This is a genomic window from Streptomyces sp. NBC_00457 (assembly GCF_036014015.1).
Classification (GTDB): Bacteria; Actinomycetota; Actinomycetes; order Streptomycetales; family Streptomycetaceae; genus Streptomyces.
In genome coordinates this window covers 2,063,756-2,087,493 of sequence record NZ_CP107905.1, presented here as the reverse complement: position 1 = coordinate 2,087,493, position 23,738 = coordinate 2,063,756, and the positions used below count along the sequence as shown (strand labels likewise).

Genomic DNA, 23,738 nt, shown 5'->3' with positions numbered 1-23,738 from the left:
CTCCAACCGGCGGAAGCCGTCAGCGCCGGCTCGGAGATCCTTGCGGCCCGAGGGGGCGGGCGCCTCGAAGAAACTGCGAGACCGCGGTGTTGACGAGTCCATCGAGCCGCTCCACGCCGATCATTCCGCTGTTGACCATGGTGGTGATGCCTTGCACGGTGGCGGCGAGGATGATTCCGACCTCCTCAGGATCGCCTTGTTCCAGTGCGCCGTGCGCTTGACCTTCTTTGATCAGGTCGGTCATCTGTCCAAACGCGGCCGCAGCGGCCTGGGTGACCAGGGCCGTTCCCGGATGGTGCTTGCTGGAGTTCATCAGCTCATACAGCGCGGCGTTCTCGATCGCGAAGTGGGCGTACGCCGAAGCGGCGTCCTGCACGCGCATGGGGAAGTCGCGCACGCCATCGCTCTTGGTGAGCGCGGCATGCAGAGTGGCGCCCAGGCGAACGAATCCGGTCTCCGCGAGGGCGTCGAGCAGTCCCCGGCGATCCCCGAAGTGTCGACGCGGCGCAGCGTGACTGGAACGCACCCACTACGCCCACGAGGTCGCGACTCGCCGGGCCTGCCTTCTGGCCCGGCGCACCTGCAGGTTCAACCAGGGGTGGGCGGCCCACCAGGGACATCGGCACCGGCTTCGCGCGCCGGATACATCTGCAGACTGCTCAGCCGGTGCGGTGGTTCGGCTTCGGTCGCTGCCTCGATGCGCAGGTCGGCGACGCGTGCGCGAAGGTACAGCGGTTCGGCCTGCACGTCAGCGAGGCCCTCGCGCAGTCGTTCGGCGACCGTGGCGAACAGGTGGGTCACCCAGTCCGTCGGCACGAGGCTCAGGTACCGGTCATCGAAGTGTCGGCGCAGCTCCTCCTCGTCGGGGGGTGTCCATCCCGGGGTGCCGGCCGCCGCGAAGCGCGACATCACCCACCGCACGTGCGCCAGGGCGTGGCTCGCGGGGTTTTCGGCCTCGATGCGTTCCTTGAGTGCGGTCCAGCTCGGCAGCCCGTGCTCACGGGCGATGGCCAGCTGGGCTTCGTGGAGTGTCGCGAACTCCCCTGTGGAGAGGCGACGTTTCGCCTCGATCTTCAGGTACCGGAGGCTGGGCCGGTCGGGGAGACGGCGTGGTTGATCGGACAAGGCAGTCCTTCCTCGGCGCCCGCGGGTCCGCGACATCGGGCTGGAAGATCTGCCAGTGATGTTCCTGTGCAACCGGTGAGCTTGCAGCTCTGCCTGCGGACCCAGAGGCGGCCGGGAAACCGCCAGGGCACGACCGTACACCGCCACCCGGGGTTCACAGCAGCGGATTTCGCACCGCCCACGGCACTGAAAGGAGCTGCGCTACGTCCACCGGACCGGGTGGCCAGGGTTTTTCGAGGGGCGCGGCACAGGACGAAGCGCACTGCCTGTCCGAGCGGGGAACAAGAGTAGGCCCGGGGAACGCCCCGAGGGCGGGTGGGTAATTTCAGCGGGCATGAGGGCACGTACGCGATTCGGGGATCAGATCATGAGCGCGATCCCCGTCCGGAGGGAGCATCGATGAAGCCATTGGCGGCCGATCAGGTCACCGGGGTGTGGGGCACGCTCCTGCTCCCCGTCGAAGGCCGGGGCGACATCGTCTGGGACCGGCTGCGGGCCAGCTCGACGCGCTGCTGACCAGCGGCGTCGACGGCATTTACGCCCACGGCACCGCGGGCGAGTTCTACACCCTCGACGAAGTCGAGTTCGACCGGGTGAACGCGGTGCTGGCGGGGCGGTGCGAGGCGGCCGGGCTGCCGTACCAGATCGGTGCCTCGCATCCCGCAGCCCCGACGATGCTCGACCGCATCCGGCGCGCGGCCGCGCTGCGACCGGGCGCCATCCAGGTGATCCTGCCGGACTGGGTCCCGCTGTGCGACGACGAGGTCGTGCGCTTCCTGGTCGGTGCCGCCGAGACCGCCGGTGACGTGCCACTGGTGCTGTACAACCCGCCGCACGCCAAGACCCAGGTGCCACCGCCGCTGCTGGGACGGGTGGCCGCCGAGGTGCCCCAACTCATCGGGGTCAAGATGGCCGGCGGCGACGACGCCTGGTACGCGGCGATGGCGGACACCGTGCCCCGGCTGTCGATCTTCGTGCCCGGCCATCTGCTGGCGTCCGGGCTGGCCCGTGGCGCGCACGGCAGCTACTCCAACGTCGCAGCCATGTCGCCGCGCGGGGCGGTCGCGTGGTACCGGCTGATGACGACGGATCCGGCCGCGGCAGCTGACGTGGAGCGCCGCATCGGTGCGTTCTTCGTCCGGCACATCGCGCCGCTGCAGGCCCGCGGGTTGTCCAACCCGGCGCTGGACAAGTTCCTGGCTACCGTCGGCGGCTGGGCGGACATCGGCGTGACGCTGCGCTGGCCGGCGTCGTCGGCGCCCCTCGACGCGGTCGAACCGGCCCGCGCCGACGCCCACCGGCTGCTGCCCGAACTCTTCCCGGCGTAGCCCCTGCCCGCTCGTCAGCACGACCTGGCCCACGATCTGAGCAAGACCCCGGCCCCCCGGGAGGGATCCGCGATGGCAGAGCAGAGTTCGGAGGCGGACGCGCGTCAGGTCAAGTCCAGCGCCACCTTCCCGACCGCCTCCCCGGTCCGCAGCCGCTCCACCGCCTCCGCCAGCGCAGCGAGCCCGTACCGTTCGATCGGCAACGTCAGCTCCCCCGACGCCAGTTCGCCCAGCATCCGCTCGGCGTCCGCGGCGATCTCCTTGCCCCGCGACATCAGGTTGACGGGGAGCAGGGCCACGTCGGCGAGGAGGAAGTCCGCGAGGTCCACGGTGAAGTCGCGCCCCGCGGTGTAGCCGACCAGTGCGACACGCCCGCGCGGGCGGACGAGCCCGAGGCAGTCGCGCAGCACCGGCCCGCCGACGGTGTCGATCAGCGCGTCCACTGGCCCGCCCACGGATTCCGGCGACAACTCGGCCGCCAGGACCGGCTTCCCGGGCGCCGGCACATGGCCGAGCTTGACCGGGCGGCCCACCACCCCGATCACCTCCGCTCCGGCGCGCGCGGCGACCTGAACGGTCAGCGCGCCGACCGCGCCCGCAGCACCGCTCACCATGACCCGCTCGCCGGGCCGTATCGCCGCGACCGAGTGCACCGCCGCCCAGGCCGTGCCGGCCGGTGAGAAGAAGCTGCACGCCAGCGCAGGATCCGTGCCCTCGGGCACGGGGACCGCGGCGGCATCCGGCACGACCGCGTGCTCGGCCCAGCAGCCGTCCCGGCGCAGTCCAAGGCCCTTGCCGTTGATCCTCACCAGGCTGCCCTCGACGTGCGTGTCCGAGGCCAGAACCACCCCGCACGCCGTGGTGCCCGGCACTGCGGGCAGATCCGGCAGGATGCCGAACCTGCCGTCCACGACGTTCAGATCGAGGTGGCCCACCTGCGCCGCCCGTACGCGTACGAGGGTCTGGCCGGGCTCCCGTACGGGCACCGGCCGCTGCACCAACCGGGGCAGGGTGCCGAACTCTTCCAGGACAAGGGCACGCGAGGTCTCGCCACTCACAGCTTCACTCCGTATCGACGCAGGACCCGGGAAGCCACGATCCGCAGCACGCGGTCGAAGACGAACCCCAGGATGCCCAAGGTGATGATCCCGACGAAGACCCAGTCGATGCGGCCGTAGTTGCGGGACGTCCAGATCAGCGAGCCGAGCCCGACCTGGGCGGCGACGATCTCGGCGGAGACGATGGTCAGGAAGCTGTTGCCCATGGCGAGGCGCGCCCCGGTGACGATGTACGGCACGGTCGACGGCAGCACGATCCCCTGCAGGATCTGCCGGCGGCTCGCGCCGAGACTCGCCGCCGCGCGCAGTTTCGACTCGCTCACGGCCATCACGCCGGCGCTCGTGTTCAGCGTGACGATGAAGACCGCCGTGTAGAAGATCAGCACGACCTTCGACGACTCGCCGATGCCCAGCCACACCACCGCCAGCGTCACGAACGCGACCGGCGGGATGAAGCGGAAGAACTCGATGTACGGGTCGAGGAGTTGGCGTACAAGGGGGATCTGCCCGATGAGCAGGCCGACCGGTACGCCCACGAGCAGACCGAGTCCCCAGCCGATCAGGATGCGGCGGCTGGAGGCGATGATCGAGTTGGTGAGCGTTCCGTCGCCCGCGAGTTCACCCGCCGCGTCCAGGGTCGCGCTGGGGGAGGCGACCAGGGAGGCGCCGTACTGCATCGCCAGCAGCTGCCAGATCCCGATGCCGACGAGGACGGACACCACGGACACGAGGATCCCGCGCAGTCCTCGCGCGGCGTCCCGCAACGCACGCCGCTCAACTCGCGGCTCGGCGGAGGGTTTCGCCGTGACGACCGTCATGCGTCCACCTCCGCGTCGAGGCCCTGGTCGCGCAGGGCCTTGCGTACCTCTTCGCCGATGTCGTCCCGCAGGGCGCGGCGCAGTTCGAGGGCCGCGGGGTCGGTCTCGTCGCGCGGCCGGGGCAGGTCGACGGGGTAGACGGACTTGACCGAGGCCGCAGGGCCCGCCGTCATGACGGCGACGCGGTCGGCCAGCAGGATCGCCTCGTCGATGTCATGGGTGACGAAGACGACCGTGCAGCCCGAGGCCCGCCAGATACGGTTCATCTCCTCCTGCATCACCTGCCGGGTCTGCGCGTCGAGCGCGCCGAACGGTTCGTCCATCAGCACGACCCGCGGCTCGTTCGCCAGCACGCGGGCAATCTGCACCCGCTGGCGCATCCCGCCGGACAGCTGGTCCGGGAACCGGTCGGCGCAGTGCCGCAGCCCGACCAGAGCCAGGTACTCGTCGGCCAACTTGGCCTGCTCGGCACGGGACTTGCCGCGCATGCGCGGGCCGAACGCCACGTTCTGGCGCACCGTCAGCCAGTCGAAGAGCGCCTCACTGCTCTGGAAGACCATGCCCAGGTCGGGATCGGGACCGCCGATCAGGGCGCCGTCGACGGTGAGGGCGCCCTGGTGCGGTCGTACGAAGCCGGCCAGCGCGGACAGCAGAGTGGACTTGCCGCAGCCGCTCGGACCGAGCAGACACAGGAACTCACCGGCGGCGATGTCCAGTGAGATACCGCGTACGGCGTGGAAGGAGCCGAACCGGATGTCCACTGAGTCGACGGACACCGCCGCGCCGCGGCTGCCGCCCACGGGTGGCGAGCCGGACGGCGGCCGGTCGGCCTCGATGGCCTTCGTCATCATGATCCCTTCGTCTGTTCGGTGAACCATCCGCGCAGCGCGGCCCGCGTCACGTCCGGCGGGGACTCGACCTTGCCGGTGTCCGCGTAGAACTCGGCGGTCGAGGCGTATCCCTCTAGGTCCTGTGCGGTGATGCCGCGTACGTCGAAGTCGATCTCCTCGATCGCCTTCAAGGTCTGGGCGGTGGGAATCTTCGCGGCCTTCTGGGTGGCACTCGCCGCCCCGTCCGGGTCCGACTCGGTGAGCCGGGTCGCTTCCTGGAGCGTCTGCGCGATCTTGACGGCCGTGGTCTTGTTGGTGCTCAGCCACTTGTTGTCCGTGATGAGCCAGTGGGCGTACGACAGACCGTAGTCGCCGGTGGTTTCCAGGACTTTTCCGCCCAGCTCGGTGCCCTTGGCCGGCCAGGGCTCCCACAGGACGTAGGCGTCGACGTCGCCTTTCTGCAGCAGAGCCGGGATTTCCGGCGGGTCGGCGGTGACGAAGTCGACCGACTTGGTGTCGATCCCCTTCGACTCCAGGAAGCGGGTCGCCGCGAGTTCCGAGAGCCCCGGTACGACGGCCATCTTGCGGATCTTCGAGGGGTCGGCGACCTCGGGGCCGAGGACGACCTTGAGGTAGCGGCCCGACTCCTCGTACACCAGGAGAGAACGCAGGCCGGAGTTCTGCCGGAGCATGCCGATGGTGGTGGTGTCCGAGTTCCCGGCCAGCTGTACCTGGCCGCCGGCGAGGGCGTCGACGCCCTCGCCGCCCCGCCCGAACTGGACGAGCTCGACATCGAGACCGTTCTCCGCCCACAGCCCCTGCTCGTCGGCGAGGAAGAAGGGCGCGAAGGAGGGGTCGATGCCGACGGCGATCCGGACCTTGGGGCCGGTGGCGGCGCCGGCGCCGGAACCCCCGGCGGAATCGGTTGTGGCCGCGCTGCACGCGGTCGGGGACATCAACGCGATGAGGAGAGCGACGACGCCCGGAATGGATCGTCTGCTGTTGGCTCGTGCCTCCATGAATACCTCGGTGGGTTGACGGGAGACCGCCGGTTCCGGCTGGTCATCGGTCATCGGCGTGCGGTCGCGGAATTCGCGAACCCTAGAACGCGGCAGGGCGGGCGGGCATGGATCGCGGTCCGCTGAGCGGGACGCGTATCGGCGCCGCGTCGCGGCAGGGACGTCAACGGGCGTCTCGCCGCGGGCTGTCGGTTGGCGCCGCAGCAGGAGTCAGGGGGCTCCCGCAGCAGGCGTCAGTGGGCCAAGTAGCCGCCGTCCACCGGCAGTACGGCGCCGGTGAGATACGCCGAGTGAGGCGAGGCCGGCAGGAGCAGCGCGGCCGACAGTTCGTGGGCCTCGCCCCACCTGCCGAGCGGCACCTCCTGCCGTACGAACGCGGCGGTGACCGGGTCGTCGCGTGCACCCTCGTTCATCTCGGTGAGCATGGGCCCGGGCAGCAGGCAGTTCGCGGTCACCCCGCTGCCCGCCAGCTCCAGGGCAAGCGACTTGGTGAGCTGTACGACCGCTCCCTTCGACGCGGCGTACGCGCCCCGCTGGGGCGCTCCCACCGAGCCGAGCACCGAGCCGAGCGTGATGATCCGCCCGAATCCGGCACCGGTCATGACCCGCGCGGCCGCCCGGCAGGCGTACCAGGTGCCGAACACGTTGGTCGCGAAACACCCGTGCAGGTCGTCGGTCGGCAGCTCGGCCACAGAACCGCGGGCCGGCCTGCCCGCGCTGGTCACCAGGACGTCCAGCCGACCCCACCGTTCCATGACGGCCGCGACGGCGGCGTCGACCTCTCGCTCGTCGGTGACCTCGCAGCTCAGGCCCATCACCTCCGGTTCCCCGGCGGTGCCGGTTCCCCGCGCCGGCACCCGCTGCTTCGCCAGTCGTTCCGCGGCCGACCGGGCCCGCCCGGAGTCCCTGGACGTGACCGCCACGTTCGCGCCCATGGCACGCAGCGCACGGGCGGCCGACGCTCCGATACCCGAACTGCCGCCCGTGACCAGCGCGGTGCGTCCCGCGAGAGAAAAGAGATCGGGCGAGAACAGATCCTCCATGTCATCCATGTCATCCATGACGGGACCGTCGCAGGCGCGGCCGTCGTGGAGATCCGGCGCGGTCTGCTCAGCGGAACAGGTCCGTAGGCGGATCCCGTGCGCCCCCCGGATGCTCAATGCCATGTTCCGACGGCAGCAGGAGGTCACGCACGATGACGACGGGTGAGGGCTCGCTCGCCTCCAAGGGCACCGGCCGAGGCAGCCGCAGACCGGCGGGGCAGCCCGGTCGGCAGGACTGGTCGACGTGGCCCCACTACGACGCGGCGGCGGCCGGCTTCCGCGGCTACTGGTATCCGGTCACCTGGTCCAGCCACATCACCGGCAAACCGCTCCCGTTCACGCTCTGCGGCGAGAAGATCACGCTGATCCGCGACGGCGGCACGGTGTACGCGCTGCACAACCGCTGCCCGCACCGCGGGGTGCCGCTGTCCGAGGGCAACCAGCAGTTCCCGGGCACGGTCAGCTGCCCGTACCACGGCTGGACCTTCGACCTGCCCACCGGCAAGCTCTGCGCGGTCATCACCGACGGCCCCGACTGCCGGCTGACCGGCAAGGTCGAGGTGAAGACGTACCCGGTCGAGGAACGCCTCGGCATGGTGTGGGTGTACATCCCCGTCGCCGACGAAGAGGCGCCCCCGATCGACGAGCAGCTTCCCGAAGAGCTCGTCTCCAACGGCTTCGTCATGGGCGGCCGCATCGAACCCCGCGGTGGCAACTGGAGGTTCGCCTGCGAGAACGGCTTCGACGAGGGCCATGCCAAGTACCTGCACCGCACCGCGCTGTGGCGGCTGTTCAAGGCGATGCCCACCTGGAACATCACCAGGATCGTCCCCCAGGGCCGCTGGATCTTCCGGGTGCAGGACGAGGTCCACTGGGAGGCCGACTTTCCGGGCGTGGGCCGCTGGTCCAACAAGCGCTGGTGGAAGCAGCAGCCGCCCAAGGAGACCTTCAACCTCGGCAACACCGGCAAGGCCGACAAGGTCGACCCGGTCATCGAGGCCCAGGAGTTCCCGGGATTCGCGTCCCTGTCCATGCCGGGCGTGCTGCGCATCGCCTACCCCAACTTCATCCACTACGAGTTCTACGTCCCCGTCGACGCCGACAATCACCGCTACGTCGGCGTGATGGTCAACTTCACCGAGGGCTGGAAGGCCCTCGGCTTCTACGCCAAGTACCTGGGCGCCATCCGCTGGCTGTTCCACGGCCAGTTCTCCGGCCAGGACGCCTGGATGGTCGACGTCACCGACGCACCCCCGGAGAAGCTCTACCGCCCCGACATCTCGCTCACCGCCTGGCGGAACCTCAGCGAGGAGGAGTACGAGAAGAAGCTCGCCGCGGTCGGCGTCGCCGGACCCGTCAACGGAAAGAAGGGCTGACCATGGGCCGCACCCTGCTCACCCTGCTGGCCGGAGCCGCGCTCGCCCTCGCGCTCCCGCTGGCCAAGAAGCGCTTCGAGCGCACCACCATGACCCAGGTACACAGGATCAACCAATGAGCGGCCCTCAACCGACGGGCCTCGCAGGGCTGGACGACCGACGAAGCGCCTGGGTCACCGAAGCCTGGCGGCACGTCACCCCCGACCGGCTGCGCGAACTCGTCGTCGGACTCGTCGACATCCCCAGCCCGACCGGCGACGAGGGACCCCTCGCTCAGCACATCGCCGCCACTCTCTCGCACGCCGGATGCCGGGCCGAGGTGCAGCCGCTCGACGACCGCCAGGCCAACGCCTGGGCGCGCGTCGAAGGCGACGGAACCGGCCCCGACCTCATGCTCTACGCACCGATCGACACCCTGACCGTGGGCGAGGAGAGCGAGGATCTCCCCTGGATCGGGCCGGAGTTGAGGGACGACATGCGCCCGAGGGCCGTCGTCGACGGGGACTTGGTGACCGGACTCGGGGCGTCCAACCCGAAGGGGCACGCCGCCTGCGTGATGATGGCAGCCGAGGCGATCGCCCGGGCCGGGATCCCGCTCACCGGCGATCTGGTCGCCGCGTTCGGCGCGGGCGGTATGCCCACCAACGCGCGTCCGGTCGGCGCCCGGTACAACACCGGTCAGGGAGTGGGTTGTTCGTTCCTGCTGGAGCAGGGCGTGTGGGCCGACTACGCGGTCATCGCCAAGCCCGGCTGGACGGTCTCCTGGGACGAGGTCGGCCTCGTCTGGTTCGAGGTCACCGTCCGCGGCACCCACACCTACGTCGGCTCGCGTCACCGGCTCCCGTACGACAACGCCATCGCCCGCGCCGGGGAGGTCGCCCGGCACCTGGAGGAGTGGTTCGTCGAGTACGCCGACCGCCACACCGCCGGCACGGTCGCCCCGCAGGGCATCGTGTCGTCGGTACGCGGCGGCTGGCCGCGCATGGCAGCCGTGACCCCGGCCGCCTGCACGCTCATGGTGGACCTCCGCATCAGCCCGGACACCACGCCCATGCAGGCCAAGCGCGAGTTTCTCGCAGCCCTCGACAAGCTGCCGAAGACCGACGTGACCGCCGAGATGGTGCTGGCCATCCCCGGCACACGGACCGACCCCCACAGCTGGATCTCCCGTACCGCACAAGCGAGTTGGGAGTCCCTGGAGGGACGCGAACACGACATCGTCCGCGGCAACAGCGGCGCCACCGACGCCAACATCCTGCGCGGTCGCGGCATCCCCACCGTCCGCGTCGGCATGCCGAAGGTCACCGAGGCCCCCTTCGAGATCGACTTCGCGAAGGGCATGAACACCGTCGACGTACGGGCCATGGAAAAGCTGACGCGTCATCTGATCCGTACGGCCGTCGACACCGTCACCCGCTCCCGGACCGAGGTGGAAGCATGACCGAGATCGTCCTGGGCGTGGGTGCCTCGCACAGCACCCTGATGAACACCCACTGGGATGAGACCCTCCACAAGGACCGCGCCGAACGGTTCCGGGACGCGCTGAAGGCGGCGCGCGACGAGCTCGCGGCGGCCCGCCCCGACACCGTGATCCTCGTCGGCTCCAACCACTTCCGGGGCTTCTGGCTGGACCTCATCCCTTCCTTCACCCTGGGCGTCGGCGAGTGCATCGCGAGCGGTGAGTCCGGCACCCCGAAAGGGCCGCAGCCGGTGGATGTGCCGCTCGCCCGCCACATAGCCAACTCCCTTGTGGAAGGCGGCCGTTTCGACCCCGCGTACTCGGCCCGGCTGCAGATCGACCACGGCCAGTCGCACGCCGTCCAGTACCTGCTCGACGGCCTTGACGTGGAGATCGTCCCGCTCGTCGTGAACGTCTTCGCCCCTCCGCTGCCCACCCTCGCGCGCTGCGAGCAGCTGGGCAGCGCCATCAGGGACGCCGTACTCGCCTTTCCCGGCGACCGCCGCGTCGCGGTGATCGGCTCCGGCGGACTCTCGCACCGGCTGCCCTGGCCCGACTGGCGCGATCCGCACGGCGAGGACGAGGAGTTCATGGTCGGCGCCTGGCTGAACGGCCGGGAGAACTGGCAGGACTACGACGCCCGGCGCCGGGAGATCATCCGGGCCGCCGAAGCCGCCCTCAACCCCGAGTTCGACGACGAGTTCCTGTCCCTGGTGGAGCACGGCCGGACCCACCGCATGACCGATTACTCCACCGAGGAGCTGGAGAAGGCGGCGGGCAACGGCGCCCAGGAAGTACGCACCTGGCTGCTGATGGCGGCCCTGCTCGACCACGCCCCCGGCCGACGGCTGGCCTACGAGCCGATGCCCGAGTGGCTGACGGGTATGGCCGTCGCCGTCCTCGACCCCGTACAGAGCACCGAAAGGCAGCCATGAGCATCTGGAACGAACTGACCGGCGTCGACTACCGGCACGCGTACGTGGAGACCGGCGGCTTCAAGACCCGCGCCCTGCAGGCCGGCCCCGAGGACGGCGAGCACGTGGTGTTCCTGCACGGCACGACCGGCCACCTGGAGGTGTTCGTACGGAACATCCCGGCGCACGCCGAGCGCTACCGCTGCCACGCCATCGACATGCTCGGCCACGGCTACACCGGCAAACCGGACCGCCCGGGCGAAATCCCCGCGTACGTCGAGCACTTGATGTCCTACCTGGACGCCGTCGGCGCCGAACGCGCCCACCTGGTCGGGGAGTCGCTGGGCGGCTGGGTCGGGTCGTGGGCGGCGAGTGAGTACCCGGACCGGGTCGCCTCGCTGCAACTGCTGTGCATGGGCGGCACGAAGGTCAACCCGAAGGTGATGGAACGGCTGAAGACCTCGACGCGGGCCGCCGCCCTGGAGGACGACGTGTCCTTCACCCGGGAGCGGCTGCGGCTGCTGTGGGCCGAGTGGGACGAGGACCTCGGCGAGGAGCTGACCCAGGTCCGCTACGACATCTACCACCACCCTGACTTCCAGCGGAACCTGCACAACCTGCTGGCTCTTCAGGAGCCCGAGACGCGTGAGCGCAATCTGCTCCGCCCCGACCGGATGGCACGCATCAAGGCCCCGACCCTGGTCGTCTGGGGCAACAAGAACCCGCTCGGGGACGTGCCGGAGGCCGAAGCCATCGCGGCCGCCATCCCCGGCGCCCGCCTGGAGGTCTTCAATGAGTGCGGACACTGGCCGCAGCACGAGAAGGCCGACCTCTACAACCCGCTCAGCCTGGCGTTCCTCGCCGAGGCGCGGTAGCAACGCCCGTTCCGCGTCCGCGGTCACCGGGAATTTACACCTCGACTCATAGCCATGATCAAGGCGGGCGTGGTTCCGTTGAGGGGCCAGATCCAGCCACGTACCGCGTTCTCCGGAAGGCAACGGATTGATCGGGAGGTTCTCCCTATGACCGTCACCTCGGTCGGCCGCACCGGCATCCAACCCGTCGGGTCCGCCATCCCCCGCCCACCCGACCCAGCTCCCGACCCCGCCTCCTGCCCCGACCCGATGAACTCCGTCCTGGGCAAGGTCAGACCGATCCTGGAGGCGTTCACCGCCGAGGACAGCGCCCTCTCGCTCGCCGAACTGGTGCGCCGCACGGGCGTGGCCAAGGCCACCGTGCACCGGCTCGCCCAGGAGCTGGTGGTGTGGGGGCTGCTGGAGCGGACGGGCTGCGACTACCGGCTCGGGCTGCGGCTGTTCGAGATGGGCCAGCGCGTGCACCGGCAGCGCATCCTGCGCGAGGTGGCCCAGCCGTATATGGAGGACCTCCTGCTGGCCACCCAGGAGACCATCCACTTCGCCATCCACGACAGCCTCGACGTGGTGTACCTGGAGAAGATCTTCCCGCACCGCGGTCTGAACGAGGAGTCCCGGGTGGCGGGCCGGCTGCCGCTGTACTGCACGGCCACCGGCAAGGCGATCCTGGCCTACTCCCCGGGCTCGCTGTTCGCCGAGGTGGTCAGGAGCGGGCTGAAGCCGTTCACCCGGCACACGGTCACCTCACCGGGCCGGCTGCGCGCCCAACTGGAGCGGATCCGGGCGGAGGGCATCGCGACCGAGGCCGAGGAGATCCGCCTGGGTTACACGAGTATGGCCGTGCCGGTCTTCGGTAGCCGGTCCACGCTCGTCGGCGCGCTGTCCATCACCGCGCCCACCTACCGCATGGACCCCTCCGGGCACGCCACGGCACTGCGCACCGCCGCCCTGGGAATCAGCCGGTCGCTGCGGTGAGCCGGCACAACAGGACCGCGGTACTGGACGAGGTGCTCTCCCGCGCCCGGAAGCTGATCGGGCAGTGGGAGAGCGAGGACTGCGGCGTGCTCGGCGTGAAGGACTTCTGCCGGTACGCCGCCGCTCTCAACGATGTCGACTACATCCGCCGGGCCCGCGCCCAGGAGGCCGCCGGTGAACAGGTCGTGGCCCCCGCCCTGTTCCTCGCCGGAACGTTGAGCTGGGAGGACGGCCCGGTCGAGGGCGAGTTGCGCCCGGACGGGCTCGCACTGCGCGAATCGCCCTGCACGCAGGGCCTGCCGGTACGCCAGGTGCACGGCGGCGAGTCGGTCCGGCTGGGCCGCCCCCCGGTCGCGGGCGCCCGCGTCACCGCCGCCCGCGCGGTCACCTCGGCCGATCACCGGCGCGGCAAGTCGGGCGAGTTCGTGCTTCTCGGGGTCACCACCCGCTTCACCGCGGAGGACGGAGAGGAACTGATGGCCGTGGACGAGACGATCGTCGTCCTGGACGGCGGGGCCGCCGCATGACGTCGGCTGCCGCCGAAGGGCAGGTCTGCCCGCCGCGCGTGTACTCCCACAGCAGGGTGCAGCTGTTCCGGTTCAGCGCCGTGTCGTGGAACTCCCACCGCATCCACTACGACGCCGAGTTCGCCGCCTCGGAGGGCTTCCCGGACGTCGTCGTGCAGTCCACGCTGCACGGCGAGACGCTCAGCAGGTACGCGCTTCAGTGGGCCGGACCCGGAGCCCGCCTGGAGTCGGTGAGCTGGCGCAACCGGGCGACCGCCGTGGCCGGGGAGACCCTCACCTGGACCGCGACGGTACGGACGACCGAGCCCTGCGACGAGGGAGTGCGGGTGACGCTCGACGTCTCGGTCCTCAAGGACGACGGCGCTCCCTGCGTCACAGGGCAGGTCGGGCTCACGCGGGCCTGACTCACTTCGCGTGCTGCTCGTACCAGCTCTTCAGCAGAGACGTCCCGAGGTCCGGCGACTTCTTGATCAGGTTCTGGTCGAGGAGGAAGTCGACGATCTTCTTCGACTCGGTGACATCCGTGCCGTTGATGCCGCGGGCGGCGAAGGTGATCTCCGGCAGCACCTTCGCCGTCTCCGCCGCGGGGAGTTTCACCTGCTGGTTCGAGGCCTTCGCCGCAGCGGCGGGGTCGTCGGTGACGAGCTTGTCCGCGGCGGCCACCACCTTGAAGACCTTGCCGGCGACCTCCTCGTTGTCCTTGAGCCACTTCTGGTCGGTGAGCAGCCACTGCACGTACTTCACCCCGAAGTCGCCGATGCGCCCCTCGATATGACCGCCGTCGGCGTCGCCCTTGGCCGCCCACGGCTCGAAGAGGATGTACGCGTCGATCGAGCCCTGCTTGAGCATGCCCGGGATCTCCGGCGGCGAACTCTGCGGGATCTTCACCGACTTCGGATCGATGCCGTTGTGGCGCAGATACTGGTGCGTCGCGTACAGACCGAGCCCGCCGATCGACGCCATCGTCTTGATCTGCTTCGGGGACGTGATGCCGTCGCGCAGGACGACCTTGAGGTAGCGGTCGGAGGACTGGAAGACGCCCAGGGACCGCAGATCCGGATTGGACGCCATCAGCGGCAGGGCGGTGGAGTCGGCGTTGGCCGAGATCTGCGCGGTGCCGGCGGACACGGCCTCGGCTGCCGCGGGACCGCCTTCGGTCTTCACGAGCTCGACATTGACGCCCGCCTTCTCGAACATGCCCCGTTCCATGGCCAGATAGAACGGCGCATACGAGGCGTCGACGCCGAGGGCGACCCGTACCGTCGGCTTCCCTGCCGACGACACCCCCGCCGAGTCCGTCGAACCGGCCGTGCAGGCCGTGGTGAGGACCAGTGCCGCGCAGGCGGCGGTCATGGTGCTGAGCCTGACACCGAGCCGTGGTTCTCTGTCCGTACGCATGTGGGTCCTCCGCTGGCGGGAAATCGTCGGACGCCGACCATCCCAGCGCTGCCCGGGTCCGCATAAGCAAGGCGTCCTGCTCACCGGAACGGACTCGTTGGGTGGGATCGCGGTCGTCCATACGCTCCCAGACCATGAGCGTTCTATCCGACGTGCCGGTGAGCACGGACTTCTCGCGCCGGATCGAGACCGACGTCCTGATCATCGGCGCCGGGCCCGCGGGCCTCTACGGCACGTACTACGCGGGCTTCCGCGGGCTGCGGGTCGCGGTCATGGACGTCCTGCCCCAGTGCGGCGGCCAGATCAGCGCGATGTACCCGGAGAAGCCCATCTTCGACATCGCCGGGTTCCCGTCGGTGCGCGGCCGCGACCTGGTGGACAACCTGGTCGCCCAGGCCGAGCCGTACGGGCCCGTCTACCTGCTCGGCCATCGCGCGGTCGAGCTCTCCCACGACGCGGACGGACGTCCCGTCGTACGCAGCGACCAGGGGACCACGGTCCACGCCGGAGCCGTCGTGATCACCGGGGGAGTGGGCACGTTCACCCCCAGACCCCTCCCGGCGGGCGACGCCTACCTCGGCCGTGGCCAGGTCTATTTCGTACCGGACCCCGCCGACCACGCCGGCCACGACGTGGTGGTCGTCGGCGGCGGCGACAGCGCCTTCGACTGGGCGGCGCTGCTCGCCCCCCTCGCCCGGTCCGTCAAGCTCGTCCACCGCAGCAGCCGGTTCCGCGCCCATCGCGCCACCGTCGAGAAGGTCCGCACCCTCGGTATCGAGATCATCACCGACTCCGAGGTGAGCGCGCTGCACGGCTCCACGCACCTGGAGCAGGCGGAGATCCGGCACCGCGTCGACAAGAGCACCCGCCTCCTTAAGGCACAGACCGTCGTCGCGGCCCTCGGCTTCACCGCCGACCTCGGCCCGCTCAAGGACTGGGGCCTGACCCTCCAGGCCCGGCACATCGCCGTGGACACCCGGATGGCCACCAACGTCCCCCGGGTGTTCGCCGCGGGCGACATCACCGACTACCCGGGCAAGGTGCGCCTCATCGCCGTCGGCTTCGGCGAGGTCGCCACCGCCGTGAACAACGCCGCCACCGTCATCGACCCGGAGGCCCAGCTGTTCCCCGGGCATTCCACCGATAAGGAGAACTGAGATGACGTACGTCATCGGGTCGGCCTGTGTCGACATCATGGACCGGTCCTGCGTCGAGGAATGCCCCGTCGACTGCATCTACGAAGGCGCCCGCAAGCTCTACATCAACCCGATGGAGTGCATCGACTGCGGTGCCTGCGAGGTCGCCTGCCCCGAGCAGGCGATCACTGTCGACCGGCGCGCCGAACCCGAACACCGGGAGGACAACCGGCGGTTCTTCGAGGTGGTGCTGCCCGGCCGGACGGAACCGCTGGGGACGCCGGGCGGTGCGAGCGGTGTGGGGCCCGTCGACGCCGAGTCGCCTCTGATCGCGCAGGTGGGCTCGTGACCGCCCCCGAGGTGATCAAGGTCGCGGACACGCTCGTCGAGGCGGGTCGCACGGGTACGGCCTGCCCGCCCGTACGCGCCCTGTTGCCCGAGGGTGACATCGACGCCGCGTACGCGGTGCAGCGGGCGAACGTCGAGCGGGGCGTGGCCGCCGGGCGTCGGATCGTCGGCCGGAAGATCGGCCTGACGTCGCCCGCCGTGCAGGCCCAACTCGGCGTGGACCAGCCCGACTTCGGGGCCCTCTTCGCCGACATGGCGGTCCCGGAGGGTGGTGAGGTGGCGGCCGGGCGGCTGCTTCAGCCCAAGGTGGAGGCGGAGGTCGCCTTGGTCCTGGGCGCGGATCTGCCGCACTCCGGGTGCACGGTGGCCGATGTGCTGCGCGCCACCGACTTCGCACTGCCCGCGCTGGAGATCGTGGACAGCCGGATCGCGGAGTGGGACATCACCATCGTCGACACGGTCGCCGACAACGCCTCCAGCGGCCTCTTCGTGCTCGGCGGCACCCCCGTACCGCTGACAGGCCTGGACCTGCGCGGCGTACGGATGACGATGACCCGCGGCGGCGAGCTGGTCTCCGAGGGCACCGGTGCCGACTGCCTGGGCGGTCCGCTGAACGCGGCGGTGTGGCTGGCGGCGACGCTGGCCGGGATGGGGGATCCGTTGCGGGCCGGGGATGTGGTGCTGACGGGGGCGCTGGGTCCGATGGCGATCGCGGTGCCGGGGGACCGGTTCGAGGCGCGTATCAGTCAACTGGGCCGGGTGGCGGTCGGGTTCGCGATGGAAGGAGACCGGTCGTGAGTTTCCGTACCAAGGTGGCCGTCATCGGCTCGGGCAACATCGGCACTGACCTCATGATCAAGGTGCTGCGGCTGTCGGAGTGCCTGGAGATGGCGGCGGTGGCCGGCATCGATCCCGACTCCGACGGTCTCGCCCGCGCCCGCCGGCTGAAGGTGGCCACCACGCATCAGGGCGTCGACGGGCTGGTCGCACTGGATGAGTTCGCGGACGTACGGATCGTCTTCGACGCCACCTCGGCGGGTGCCCACCGCCGTCATGACGAGGTGCTGCGCGGTCTCGGGCGCACGGTGGTCGATCTGACCCCGGCGGCGATCGGTCCGTATGTCGTGCCGCCGGTCAACGCGGACGCCCACCTGGACGCCGGAAACGTCAACATGGTCACCTGCGGCGGGCAGGCCACCATCCCCGTCGTGGCCGCCGTCTCGGCCGTGACACCGGTCCACTACGGGGAGATCGTCGCCTCCATCGCCTCCCGCTCGGCGGGCCCCGGTACCCGGGCGAACATCGACGAGTTCACCGAGACGACCGCCTCCGCCATCGAGCAGGTGGGTGGCGCGGCCCGCGGCAAGGCGATCATCGTCCTCAACCCCGCGGAACCGCCGCTGATCATGCGGGACACAGTGCACTGCCTCGTCTCCGACTGTGACGAGCAGGCCGTCACCGCGTCCGTCGAGTCGATGGTCGGACGGGTCCAGGCGTACGTCCCCGGCTACCGGCTGAAGCAGAAGGTGCAGTTCGACAAGGTCGCCGCCGACGACCCGCTGCGCATGCTCGTGCCCGCCGACCCCGCCCCCGTGAAGGTCTCGGTGTTCCTGGAGGTGGAGGGCGCCGCCCACTACCTCCCGGCCTACGCCGGCAACCTCGACATCATGACCTCGGCCGCGCTGCGCACCGCGGAACGCCTGGCCGCACACCGGACGGAGGCGGCCAAGTGACCACCTTGTACGTGCAGGACGTGACCCTCCGCGACGGCATGCACGCCATCCGGCACCGCTACACCGTCGAGCAGGCACGCACCATCGCCGCCGCCCTCGACGCGGCAGGGGTGGCCGCCATCGAGATCGCGCACGGCGACGGACTGTCCGGCTCCAGCATCACCTACGGCGTAGGAGCCCACACCGACTGGGAGTGGATCGAGGCCGTCACCGACGCGGTCCGGCAGGCGACCCCGACCACCCTGCTGCTGCCCGGCATAGGCACCGTGAGCGACCTCAAGCGGGCGCACTCCCTGGGGATCCGCTCGGTGCGCATCGCCACCCACTGCACCGAGGCGGACATCTCCGCCCAGCACATCGCCGCGGCCCGTGAGCTGGGCATGGATGTCGCCGGGTTCCTGATGATGTCCCACATGGCGGAGCCCGCCGAACTGGCCCGCCAGGCGGGGCTCATGGAGTCCTACGGCGCACACTGCGTGTACGTCACCGACTCCGGCGGCCGGCTCACCATGGACGGCGTCCGCGACCGCTTCCGCGCCTACCGCGACGTGCTCGACCCGGAAACGGAGCTGGGTATCCACGCCCACCACAACCTGGCGCTGGGCGTGGCCAACACGGTCATCGCCGTCGAGAACGGCTGCACCCGCGTCGATGCCTCCCTGGCCGGGCAGGGTGCCGGGGCCGGCAACTGTCCCCTGGAGGCGTTCATCGCGGTCGCCGACCTCATGGGCTGGCAACACGGCTGCGACCTGTTCCCGCTCATGGACGCCGCCGACGACCTCGTGCGACCCCTCCAGGACCGACCCGTCCGCGTCGACCGCGAAACCCTCAGCCTTGGCTACGCGGGGGTGTACTCCAGCTTCCTGCGCCACGCCGAGACCGCCGCCGCCCGCTACGGCCTGGACACCCGCGCGATCCTCGTCGAGGTCGGCCGGCGCGGCATGGTCGGCGGCCAGGAAGACATGATCACCGACATCGCCCTCGACCTGGCGGCAGCGGGAGAGCGGGCATGAGCGTCCCGCGGGCGACGCTCCGGATCGGCATCCGCGTCCCGCCCTGCGACCGCGCGGACCGTGTCGTCGAGACCGTACGACGAGCGGAGCAACTCGGCTTCGACGACGTCTGGTTCCCGGACTCCCAGCTCCTGTGGCGGGACGTCTTCACCACACTGACCGCCGCCGCCCTGGGCACCGAACGGATCGGCCTCGGTACGGCGGTCACCAACCTGGCGACCCGCCATCCGGCCGTCGTCGCATCAGCGGCCCGCAGTGTCGCCGAACTCGCCTCCGGCCGGTTCACCCTCGGTCTCGGCGTGGGCAACAGCTCGGTCGGTCCCATCGGCCTGCGCCAGACCACCTCGGCGGCGATGCGCGAGGGGCTCGGCATGGTGCGGGCGCTGCTGGACGGCAACGAGTGGGACTTCGAGGGCAAGGTCCGCTCCCGACTGCGCGATCCTCAGCCCCGAGTACCCCTGCACCTGGCCGCGAGCGGTCCGAAGAACCTGCGGCTCGCCGGTGAGATCGCCGACGGCGTGATCCTCCTCAGCGGTGTTTCGCCGAGGACGCTGAAGGGCGCCACCGACCGCGTATGCGAAGGGGCCGAGGCGGCGGGCCGGAGCGCCGACGACATTCCGCTGACCGTCTCCGCGTTCTGCTCGGTGACCGACGACATCGAGGCCGAAGCCCGGCTGCTCAAACCCGTCTGTGCCTCGATCGCGCAGAACGGCGGAGCGCCCTTTCTCGCCCTCGCCGGGATCGAGGTCGACGTACCCGCGAGGATCGACGGCATCTACCCGGACCTCGTGCATGCCGAGGACTGGGACAGGGCGGTCGAGATCTGCTCGGCATGGATCAGTGACGAGGCGGTCCTCCGATTCGCCCGGGAATTCTGCCTGTTCGGTACCGCCGAGCAGATCATCGAACGCCTCCGGGCCCTGCACAGGGCGCGAGTCACGGGGGTCTTCCTCCAGCATGTCGGCTCCTACGATCCGCCCACCGAACTGATCGAAGCCGTCGGCGCCTCGGTGCTGCCGGCGCTCTCCCTTCCCAGCCCAGCGAAGGCAGGCCACCGATGACGCACACCCTGCGCAAGGGCTATGTCCCCAGCCCCTTCGGGCAGTTGCACTATGCCGAATGCGGCAGGGGCGAGCCCGTACTGATGCTCCACCAGACCCCGCGCTCCTGGACCGAGTATCTCGACGTACTGCCCCTGGTCGGCGCCGAACACCGGGCGATCGCCATGGACACCCTGGGCTTCGGCGCCTCCGCGAAACCCGAGGGGCCGCACTCGATCGAGCGGTTCGCCGACGCCGCCGACGCGCTGATCGAAGCGTTGGAGCTGGACCGCTTCCATCTCGTCGGGCACCACACGGGCGGGGTGATCGCAGTCGAACTCGCCGCCCGCCACCAGGACCGGGTCGCGAGCCTCCTGCTGTCCGCGACCTCCTTCGTCGACGAGGAGAAACGGCGTACGGCAGCCACGCGCAAACCCGTCGACCATGTCGACCCGAAGCCCGACGGCTCGCACCTGCAGGAGCTGTGGAACCGGCGCCGCGGCTTCTACCAGGAAGGGGAGGAGGCCGCGCTCAACCGGTTCATGGTCGACGCGCTGACCGTCCTCGACCGGGTGGAGGACGGCCATGAGGCGGTGCGGCGCTATGTGATGGACGAACGTCTGCCTCGCATCACGGCCCGGACCCTCGCGGTCTGCGCCCCTGGTGACCACTACTCCCTGCCCTCCCTGGAGAAGTTCGCCGCCGCCCTCGGCTGCGAGACCCGCGTCCTGTCCGGCGGCCATGTCCCGGCCCTGGAGCAACTGCCCGAGGAGTTCTCGAAGGTCGTCCTGGAATGGGTGGCGGGGAGGTAACCCGGTCACTTGAGGCCGATGTGCGCACCCGGCCCGAGCGGCAGATCGAACCCGTAGAAGATCCCCAGGATCACCAGCCACACCGCCAGGAACGGGGCCACGAAGATCGCGAGCCGGGAGATCAGGGTGCCGAGCCTGGCCTCCGGCTCGTACTGGCGGAGCATGGCCAGGATGAGGAAGACGTACGGGTTCATCGGGGTGATGGCGCCCGTCGCGGAGTCGCCGATACGGAAGGCCGCCTGGCTGAGCGCCGGGCTCATGCCCATCAGCATGAACGCGGGGACGAAGACGGGACCGACCAGGGACCACAGGGCCGAGCCGGAGACGATGAAAAGGTTGAGACAGGAAGCCAGCAGGACGAACACGACGATCGCCCAGAAGCCGGTCACTCCCATGGAGTCGAACAGCGCGGCGGCCTTCACCGCCAGCAGCACTCCGACGTTGGACCACGTGAACAGCGCGATGACCTGCGCGGCGACGAACATCATGACGATGTAGCCGGACATGTTCTTCACCGAGTCGGTCACGGCGGTGACCGCGTCCTCGGTGCGGTTGACCTTCTTGACCGCGATGCCGTACGTGAGTCCCGCCAGCAGAAAGGCCCCGAAGAGGACGGGGACGATGCCGCTGAGCAAGGGCGAAGGCACGAAGGCCCCGCCCTCGCCGCGCAACGGCGCCCCCGGCGGCAGCCACAGGGCGAGGACCGCGCCCAGGTAAAGGAGGACGACCAGGCCGGTGAGGAGCAGCCCTCGGCGCTGGACGGGCGTGAGGGTGAGGTCCTGCTGCTCGGGCTCGTCCGCGGCAGGCTCGTACGTCCCCAACCGTGGCTCCAGGACACGGCTGATGAGGAATCCGCCGAGCAGGGCGAGCACGATGCTGCTCGCCGCGGTGAAGAAGTAGTTGATCAGCAGATGGATGTCGAGTCCGGCGGCGGCCGGGAGCACCGCGGCCGCCTGCTGGGTGATCCCGACGTACAGGGCGTCGAGCGAGCCGATGGTGAAGCCGGCGGAGTATCCCGCCGTCACACAGGCGAAGCCGCCGATGAGACCCGCGACGGGATGACGTCCGGCGCTCTTGAAGACCAGAGCAGCCAGCGGCGGCAGCACGATGGCGGCGACGTCGCTCATCATGTGCGCCTGGCTGGCGATGAGCGCCACCGCGTACGGGAGCACGGCGCGCGGCACCCGGGCGAGCGTGGCCCGCATCAGGGTCTCCAGCAAGCCCACCTTCTCCGCGAGCCCGACCACCATGATCAGGACCAGTACGGCACCGATCGGCGGGAAGGTCGCGAAGTTGGGGATCAGGTTCTCCACCAGCCAGCGAAGTCCCTCGCCGGTGAACAGCCCGGTGACCAGCTTGGTGTCGTCGGTGCCGGGGACGTCGACGGAGACGTCGGCAAGGGAGAGGGCGGTGGACACGAGACCCAGGAGTACGAACAGCGCCGCGAACAGGACGATCGGGTTGGGCAGGGAGTTGCCCGCCCGCTCGATCAGCGAGAGCACCCGGTCGAGGGCGCCGCGCCGCTCGGTGTCCGGGGACTTCGGGGACTTGCTGTCCGGGCCGGGGAGGCCGGTCAATGAGGAGGACATCAGGGCTGCCTTCCGGTCGTGGCTCCTGGGAGCAGGAGGTCCTTGCGGATCACGCCGTGCTGGACGACGCAGACGATGTTGGCGGGATCGCCGAGGACGCCGATGTCCGTGAGCGGATCGCCGTCGCAGACGATCAGGTCGGCGGTGCGGCCGGGGGCCAGCGTGCCCAATCGGTCGGCGACGCCGAGGAGTTCGGCGGAGGTGCGGGTCCCGGCGACGATGGCGGCCATCGGGTCCATGCCCAGGTCCACCAGGTAGCTGAGCTCCATCAGGTTCACGCCGTGCGGGCCGACGGCGGCGTCGGTGCCCAGCGCGATCCGGGCTCCGTACTCGATGGCACGGGCGATGTTCTCCTTGGTCAGCCCGGACCAGCGGACCTTCTTCTGGTAGTGGTAGTCCGGCATCGTGTCCTTGTTGATCCCGGCGTACACGGTCGACAGCGTCGGTACGACGAAGGTGCCGCGCTCGCCTGCCAACTCCAGGGCCCGCTCGTCCAGTCCGTAGCCGTGCTCGATGCTGGTCACCCCGCCCCGGATGGCGTTCAGGATGCCCGCGTTGCCCTGGGCGTGCGCGGCGACCGGCTTGCCCCCGTGCCGCCGGGCCTCGTCCACGACGGCCCGGATCTCCTCCTCCAGGAGGCCCTCGTCGTCGGGCTGGTCGTACGGGCTGCCCATGCCGCCCGTGGCACAGATCTTCACCAAGTCGGCGCCGTCGCGCAGAACGCGGCGTACGGCGAGGCGGGCAGCGTCGGTGGTGTCCGCGATCTCGGACATCCCTGCGCTCAGATCGGTGCCGTCCGGCAGGCGTACGTCGGCATGCCCGCCGGTGTGGCTGATGATCCGTACGGCCGTGTGCAGCCGGGGACCGACGATCCGGCCCGTCTCGACGGCGGTGCGGTAGCCCGCGGACAGGCCGCCCACGTCACGGGCCGTGGTGATGCCTGCGTCGAGGGTCTGCCGCATCCGCGCGGCGGTGTCCAAGGTGACCAGCACGGGGTCGAGTTCGGCGCGGCGACCGGGCGGCGAGCCCTGCGCGTACGCGAGATGGACATGGCAGTCGAAGAACCCGGGCAGGACAGTACGGCCGCCGACGTCGACGGTCTTCGTCGTTGCGGTGTCGTCGGGCGCCGTCGCGGCGGGGCCGGCGTAGGTGATGGTTCCCTCGGCATCGGCGACAACAACCGCGTCGTTCACGGGGGTTGCCCCAGTGCCGTCGATGAGCCGGGCGTTGTCGAACCGCAGCGCGGTCCTGACGGTCTCTCGCTCTTGCTTCATGGCATCCGTCATGGCGGGCGGAATCACTCCTCCGATATCGGGAATGTG

Annotated in this window: 25 protein-coding genes; 15 read left to right on the top strand and 10 right to left on the bottom strand. The window is 70.2% G+C overall.

Annotation, left to right across the window (positions count from 1 at the left end):
• Positions 1-19 precede the first annotated feature (19 nt).
• Together OG828_RS09690 and OG828_RS09685 are read right to left on the bottom strand one after the other, a co-directional pair.
• Positions 20-526 (bottom strand): WHG domain-containing protein, encoded by a 507-nt coding sequence (locus tag OG828_RS09690; protein WP_328500826.1) that lies wholly within the window; start codon positions 524-526, stop codon positions 20-22.
• A 62-nt stretch (positions 527-588) separates the two neighbouring features.
• Entirely contained in the window at positions 589-1,125 is a 537-nt protein-coding gene (locus tag OG828_RS09685; RefSeq protein WP_328352604.1) for a hypothetical protein, read from the bottom strand.
• Between the two features lie 434 nt (positions 1,126-1,559).
• Here OG828_RS09685 and OG828_RS09680 point away from each other — a divergent pair, with 434 nt between their 5' ends.
• Positions 1,560-2,453, top strand: coding sequence for a dihydrodipicolinate synthase family protein (locus OG828_RS09680; RefSeq protein ID WP_328500825.1), 894 nt, complete (start codon positions 1,560-1,562; stop codon positions 2,451-2,453).
• Between the two features lie 104 nt (positions 2,454-2,557).
• Here the strand turns inward: OG828_RS09680 and OG828_RS09675 are convergent, their stop codons facing one another.
• The 5 genes from OG828_RS09675 to OG828_RS09655 form a co-directional block, all read right to left on the bottom strand.
• Complete coding sequence (locus tag OG828_RS09675; RefSeq protein ID WP_328500824.1) at positions 2,558-3,511, bottom strand: quinone oxidoreductase family protein; 954 nt, start codon at positions 3,509-3,511, stop codon at positions 2,558-2,560.
• Positions 3,508-4,329, bottom strand: a complete 822-nt coding sequence (locus OG828_RS09670) for an ABC transporter permease (RefSeq protein WP_328500823.1) — start codon at positions 4,327-4,329, stop codon at positions 3,508-3,510. The genes OG828_RS09675 and OG828_RS09670 overlap by 4 nt, the downstream gene beginning before the upstream one ends.
• A complete protein-coding gene (locus OG828_RS09665) occupies positions 4,326-5,180 on the bottom strand; it encodes an ABC transporter ATP-binding protein (protein ID WP_328500822.1) in 855 nt (284 codons plus the stop codon). The genes OG828_RS09670 and OG828_RS09665 overlap by 4 nt, the downstream gene beginning before the upstream one ends.
• A complete protein-coding gene (locus tag OG828_RS09660) occupies positions 5,177-6,232 on the bottom strand; it encodes an ABC transporter substrate-binding protein (RefSeq protein WP_328500821.1) in 1,056 nt (351 codons plus the stop codon). Before OG828_RS09660 ends, OG828_RS09665 begins: the two co-directional genes overlap by 4 nt.
• Positions 6,233-6,411: 179 nt before the next feature.
• Positions 6,412-7,239, bottom strand: a complete 828-nt coding sequence (locus OG828_RS09655; RefSeq protein WP_328500820.1) for an SDR family NAD(P)-dependent oxidoreductase — start codon at positions 7,237-7,239, stop codon at positions 6,412-6,414.
• 134 nt (positions 7,240-7,373) lie between these two features.
• Between OG828_RS09655 and OG828_RS09650 the strand changes: the two genes are divergently transcribed.
• The 7 genes from OG828_RS09650 (at position 7,374) to OG828_RS09620 (ending at position 13,751) form a co-directional block, all read left to right on the top strand.
• Entirely contained in the window at positions 7,374-8,597 is a 1,224-nt protein-coding gene (locus OG828_RS09650) for an aromatic ring-hydroxylating oxygenase subunit alpha (protein WP_328352584.1), read from the top strand.
• Between the two features lie 115 nt (positions 8,598-8,712).
• The gene (locus OG828_RS09645) at positions 8,713-10,038 is read left to right on the top strand and encodes a M20 family metallopeptidase (RefSeq protein ID WP_328500819.1); all 1,326 of its coding nucleotides are present in this window, start codon (positions 8,713-8,715) and stop codon (positions 10,036-10,038) included.
• Positions 10,035-10,991, top strand: a complete 957-nt coding sequence (locus OG828_RS09640) for a catechol 1,2-dioxygenase (RefSeq protein WP_328500818.1) — start codon at positions 10,035-10,037, stop codon at positions 10,989-10,991. Before OG828_RS09645 ends, OG828_RS09640 begins: the two co-directional genes overlap by 4 nt.
• Complete coding sequence (locus OG828_RS09635; protein ID WP_328500817.1) at positions 10,988-11,845, top strand: alpha/beta fold hydrolase; 858 nt, start codon at positions 10,988-10,990, stop codon at positions 11,843-11,845. The genes OG828_RS09640 and OG828_RS09635 overlap by 4 nt, the downstream gene beginning before the upstream one ends.
• A 147-nt stretch (positions 11,846-11,992) precedes the next feature.
• On the top strand, positions 11,993-12,820 hold the full coding sequence (locus tag OG828_RS09630; RefSeq protein ID WP_443062381.1) for an IclR family transcriptional regulator: 828 nt from the start codon (positions 11,993-11,995) through the stop codon (positions 12,818-12,820).
• Positions 12,817-13,347: an FAS1-like dehydratase domain-containing protein gene (locus OG828_RS09625; RefSeq protein ID WP_328500816.1), complete on the top strand. Its 531-nt coding sequence runs from the start codon at positions 12,817-12,819 to the stop codon at positions 13,345-13,347. The genes OG828_RS09630 and OG828_RS09625 overlap by 4 nt, the downstream gene beginning before the upstream one ends.
• Positions 13,344-13,751, top strand: coding sequence for an acyl dehydratase (locus OG828_RS09620; RefSeq protein WP_328500815.1), 408 nt, complete (start codon positions 13,344-13,346; stop codon positions 13,749-13,751). The genes OG828_RS09625 and OG828_RS09620 overlap by 4 nt, the downstream gene beginning before the upstream one ends.
• Before the next feature lies 1 nt (position 13,752).
• On the opposite strand, the gene OG828_RS09615 is transcribed toward OG828_RS09620, so the two are convergent.
• On the bottom strand, positions 13,753-14,745 hold the full coding sequence (locus OG828_RS09615; RefSeq protein WP_328500814.1) for an ABC transporter substrate-binding protein: 993 nt from the start codon (positions 14,743-14,745) through the stop codon (positions 13,753-13,755).
• 134 nt (positions 14,746-14,879) lie between these two features.
• Between OG828_RS09615 and OG828_RS09610 the strand changes: the two genes are divergently transcribed.
• The 7 genes from OG828_RS09610 to OG828_RS09580 are packed head-to-tail and all read left to right on the top strand — an operon-like array spanning position 14,880 to position 20,827.
• Positions 14,880-15,902 (top strand): NAD(P)/FAD-dependent oxidoreductase, encoded by a 1,023-nt coding sequence (locus OG828_RS09610; RefSeq protein WP_328500813.1) that lies wholly within the window; start codon positions 14,880-14,882, stop codon positions 15,900-15,902.
• Position 15,903: 1 nt separating this feature from the next.
• The gene (gene fdxA / locus OG828_RS09605) at positions 15,904-16,230 is read left to right on the top strand and encodes a ferredoxin (RefSeq protein ID WP_328352560.1); all 327 of its coding nucleotides are present in this window, start codon (positions 15,904-15,906) and stop codon (positions 16,228-16,230) included.
• Complete coding sequence (mhpD, locus tag OG828_RS09600) at positions 16,227-17,027, top strand: 2-keto-4-pentenoate hydratase (protein WP_328500812.1); 801 nt, start codon at positions 16,227-16,229, stop codon at positions 17,025-17,027. The genes fdxA and mhpD overlap by 4 nt, the downstream gene beginning before the upstream one ends.
• A complete protein-coding gene (locus OG828_RS09595; RefSeq protein ID WP_328500811.1) occupies positions 17,024-17,962 on the top strand; it encodes an acetaldehyde dehydrogenase (acetylating) in 939 nt (312 codons plus the stop codon). The genes mhpD and OG828_RS09595 overlap by 4 nt, the downstream gene beginning before the upstream one ends.
• Positions 17,959-18,975, top strand: a complete 1,017-nt coding sequence (gene dmpG, locus OG828_RS09590; protein WP_328500810.1) for a 4-hydroxy-2-oxovalerate aldolase — start codon at positions 17,959-17,961, stop codon at positions 18,973-18,975. Before OG828_RS09595 ends, dmpG begins: the two co-directional genes overlap by 4 nt.
• A complete protein-coding gene (locus OG828_RS09585; RefSeq protein ID WP_328500809.1) occupies positions 18,972-20,036 on the top strand; it encodes an LLM class flavin-dependent oxidoreductase in 1,065 nt (354 codons plus the stop codon). Before dmpG ends, OG828_RS09585 begins: the two co-directional genes overlap by 4 nt.
• On the top strand, positions 20,033-20,827 hold the full coding sequence (locus OG828_RS09580; RefSeq protein WP_328500808.1) for an alpha/beta fold hydrolase: 795 nt from the start codon (positions 20,033-20,035) through the stop codon (positions 20,825-20,827). The genes OG828_RS09585 and OG828_RS09580 overlap by 4 nt, the downstream gene beginning before the upstream one ends.
• 5 nt (positions 20,828-20,832) lie before the next feature.
• On the opposite strand, the gene OG828_RS09575 is transcribed toward OG828_RS09580, so the two are convergent.
• Both OG828_RS09575 and OG828_RS09570 read right to left on the bottom strand, forming a co-directional pair.
• A complete protein-coding gene (locus OG828_RS09575; protein ID WP_328500807.1) occupies positions 20,833-22,416 on the bottom strand; it encodes an AbgT family transporter in 1,584 nt (527 codons plus the stop codon).
• A complete protein-coding gene (locus tag OG828_RS09570) occupies positions 22,416-23,690 on the bottom strand; it encodes an amidohydrolase family protein (RefSeq protein ID WP_443062380.1) in 1,275 nt (424 codons plus the stop codon). Before OG828_RS09570 ends, OG828_RS09575 begins: the two co-directional genes overlap by 1 nt.
• Between the last annotated feature and the right edge of the window lie 48 nt (positions 23,691-23,738).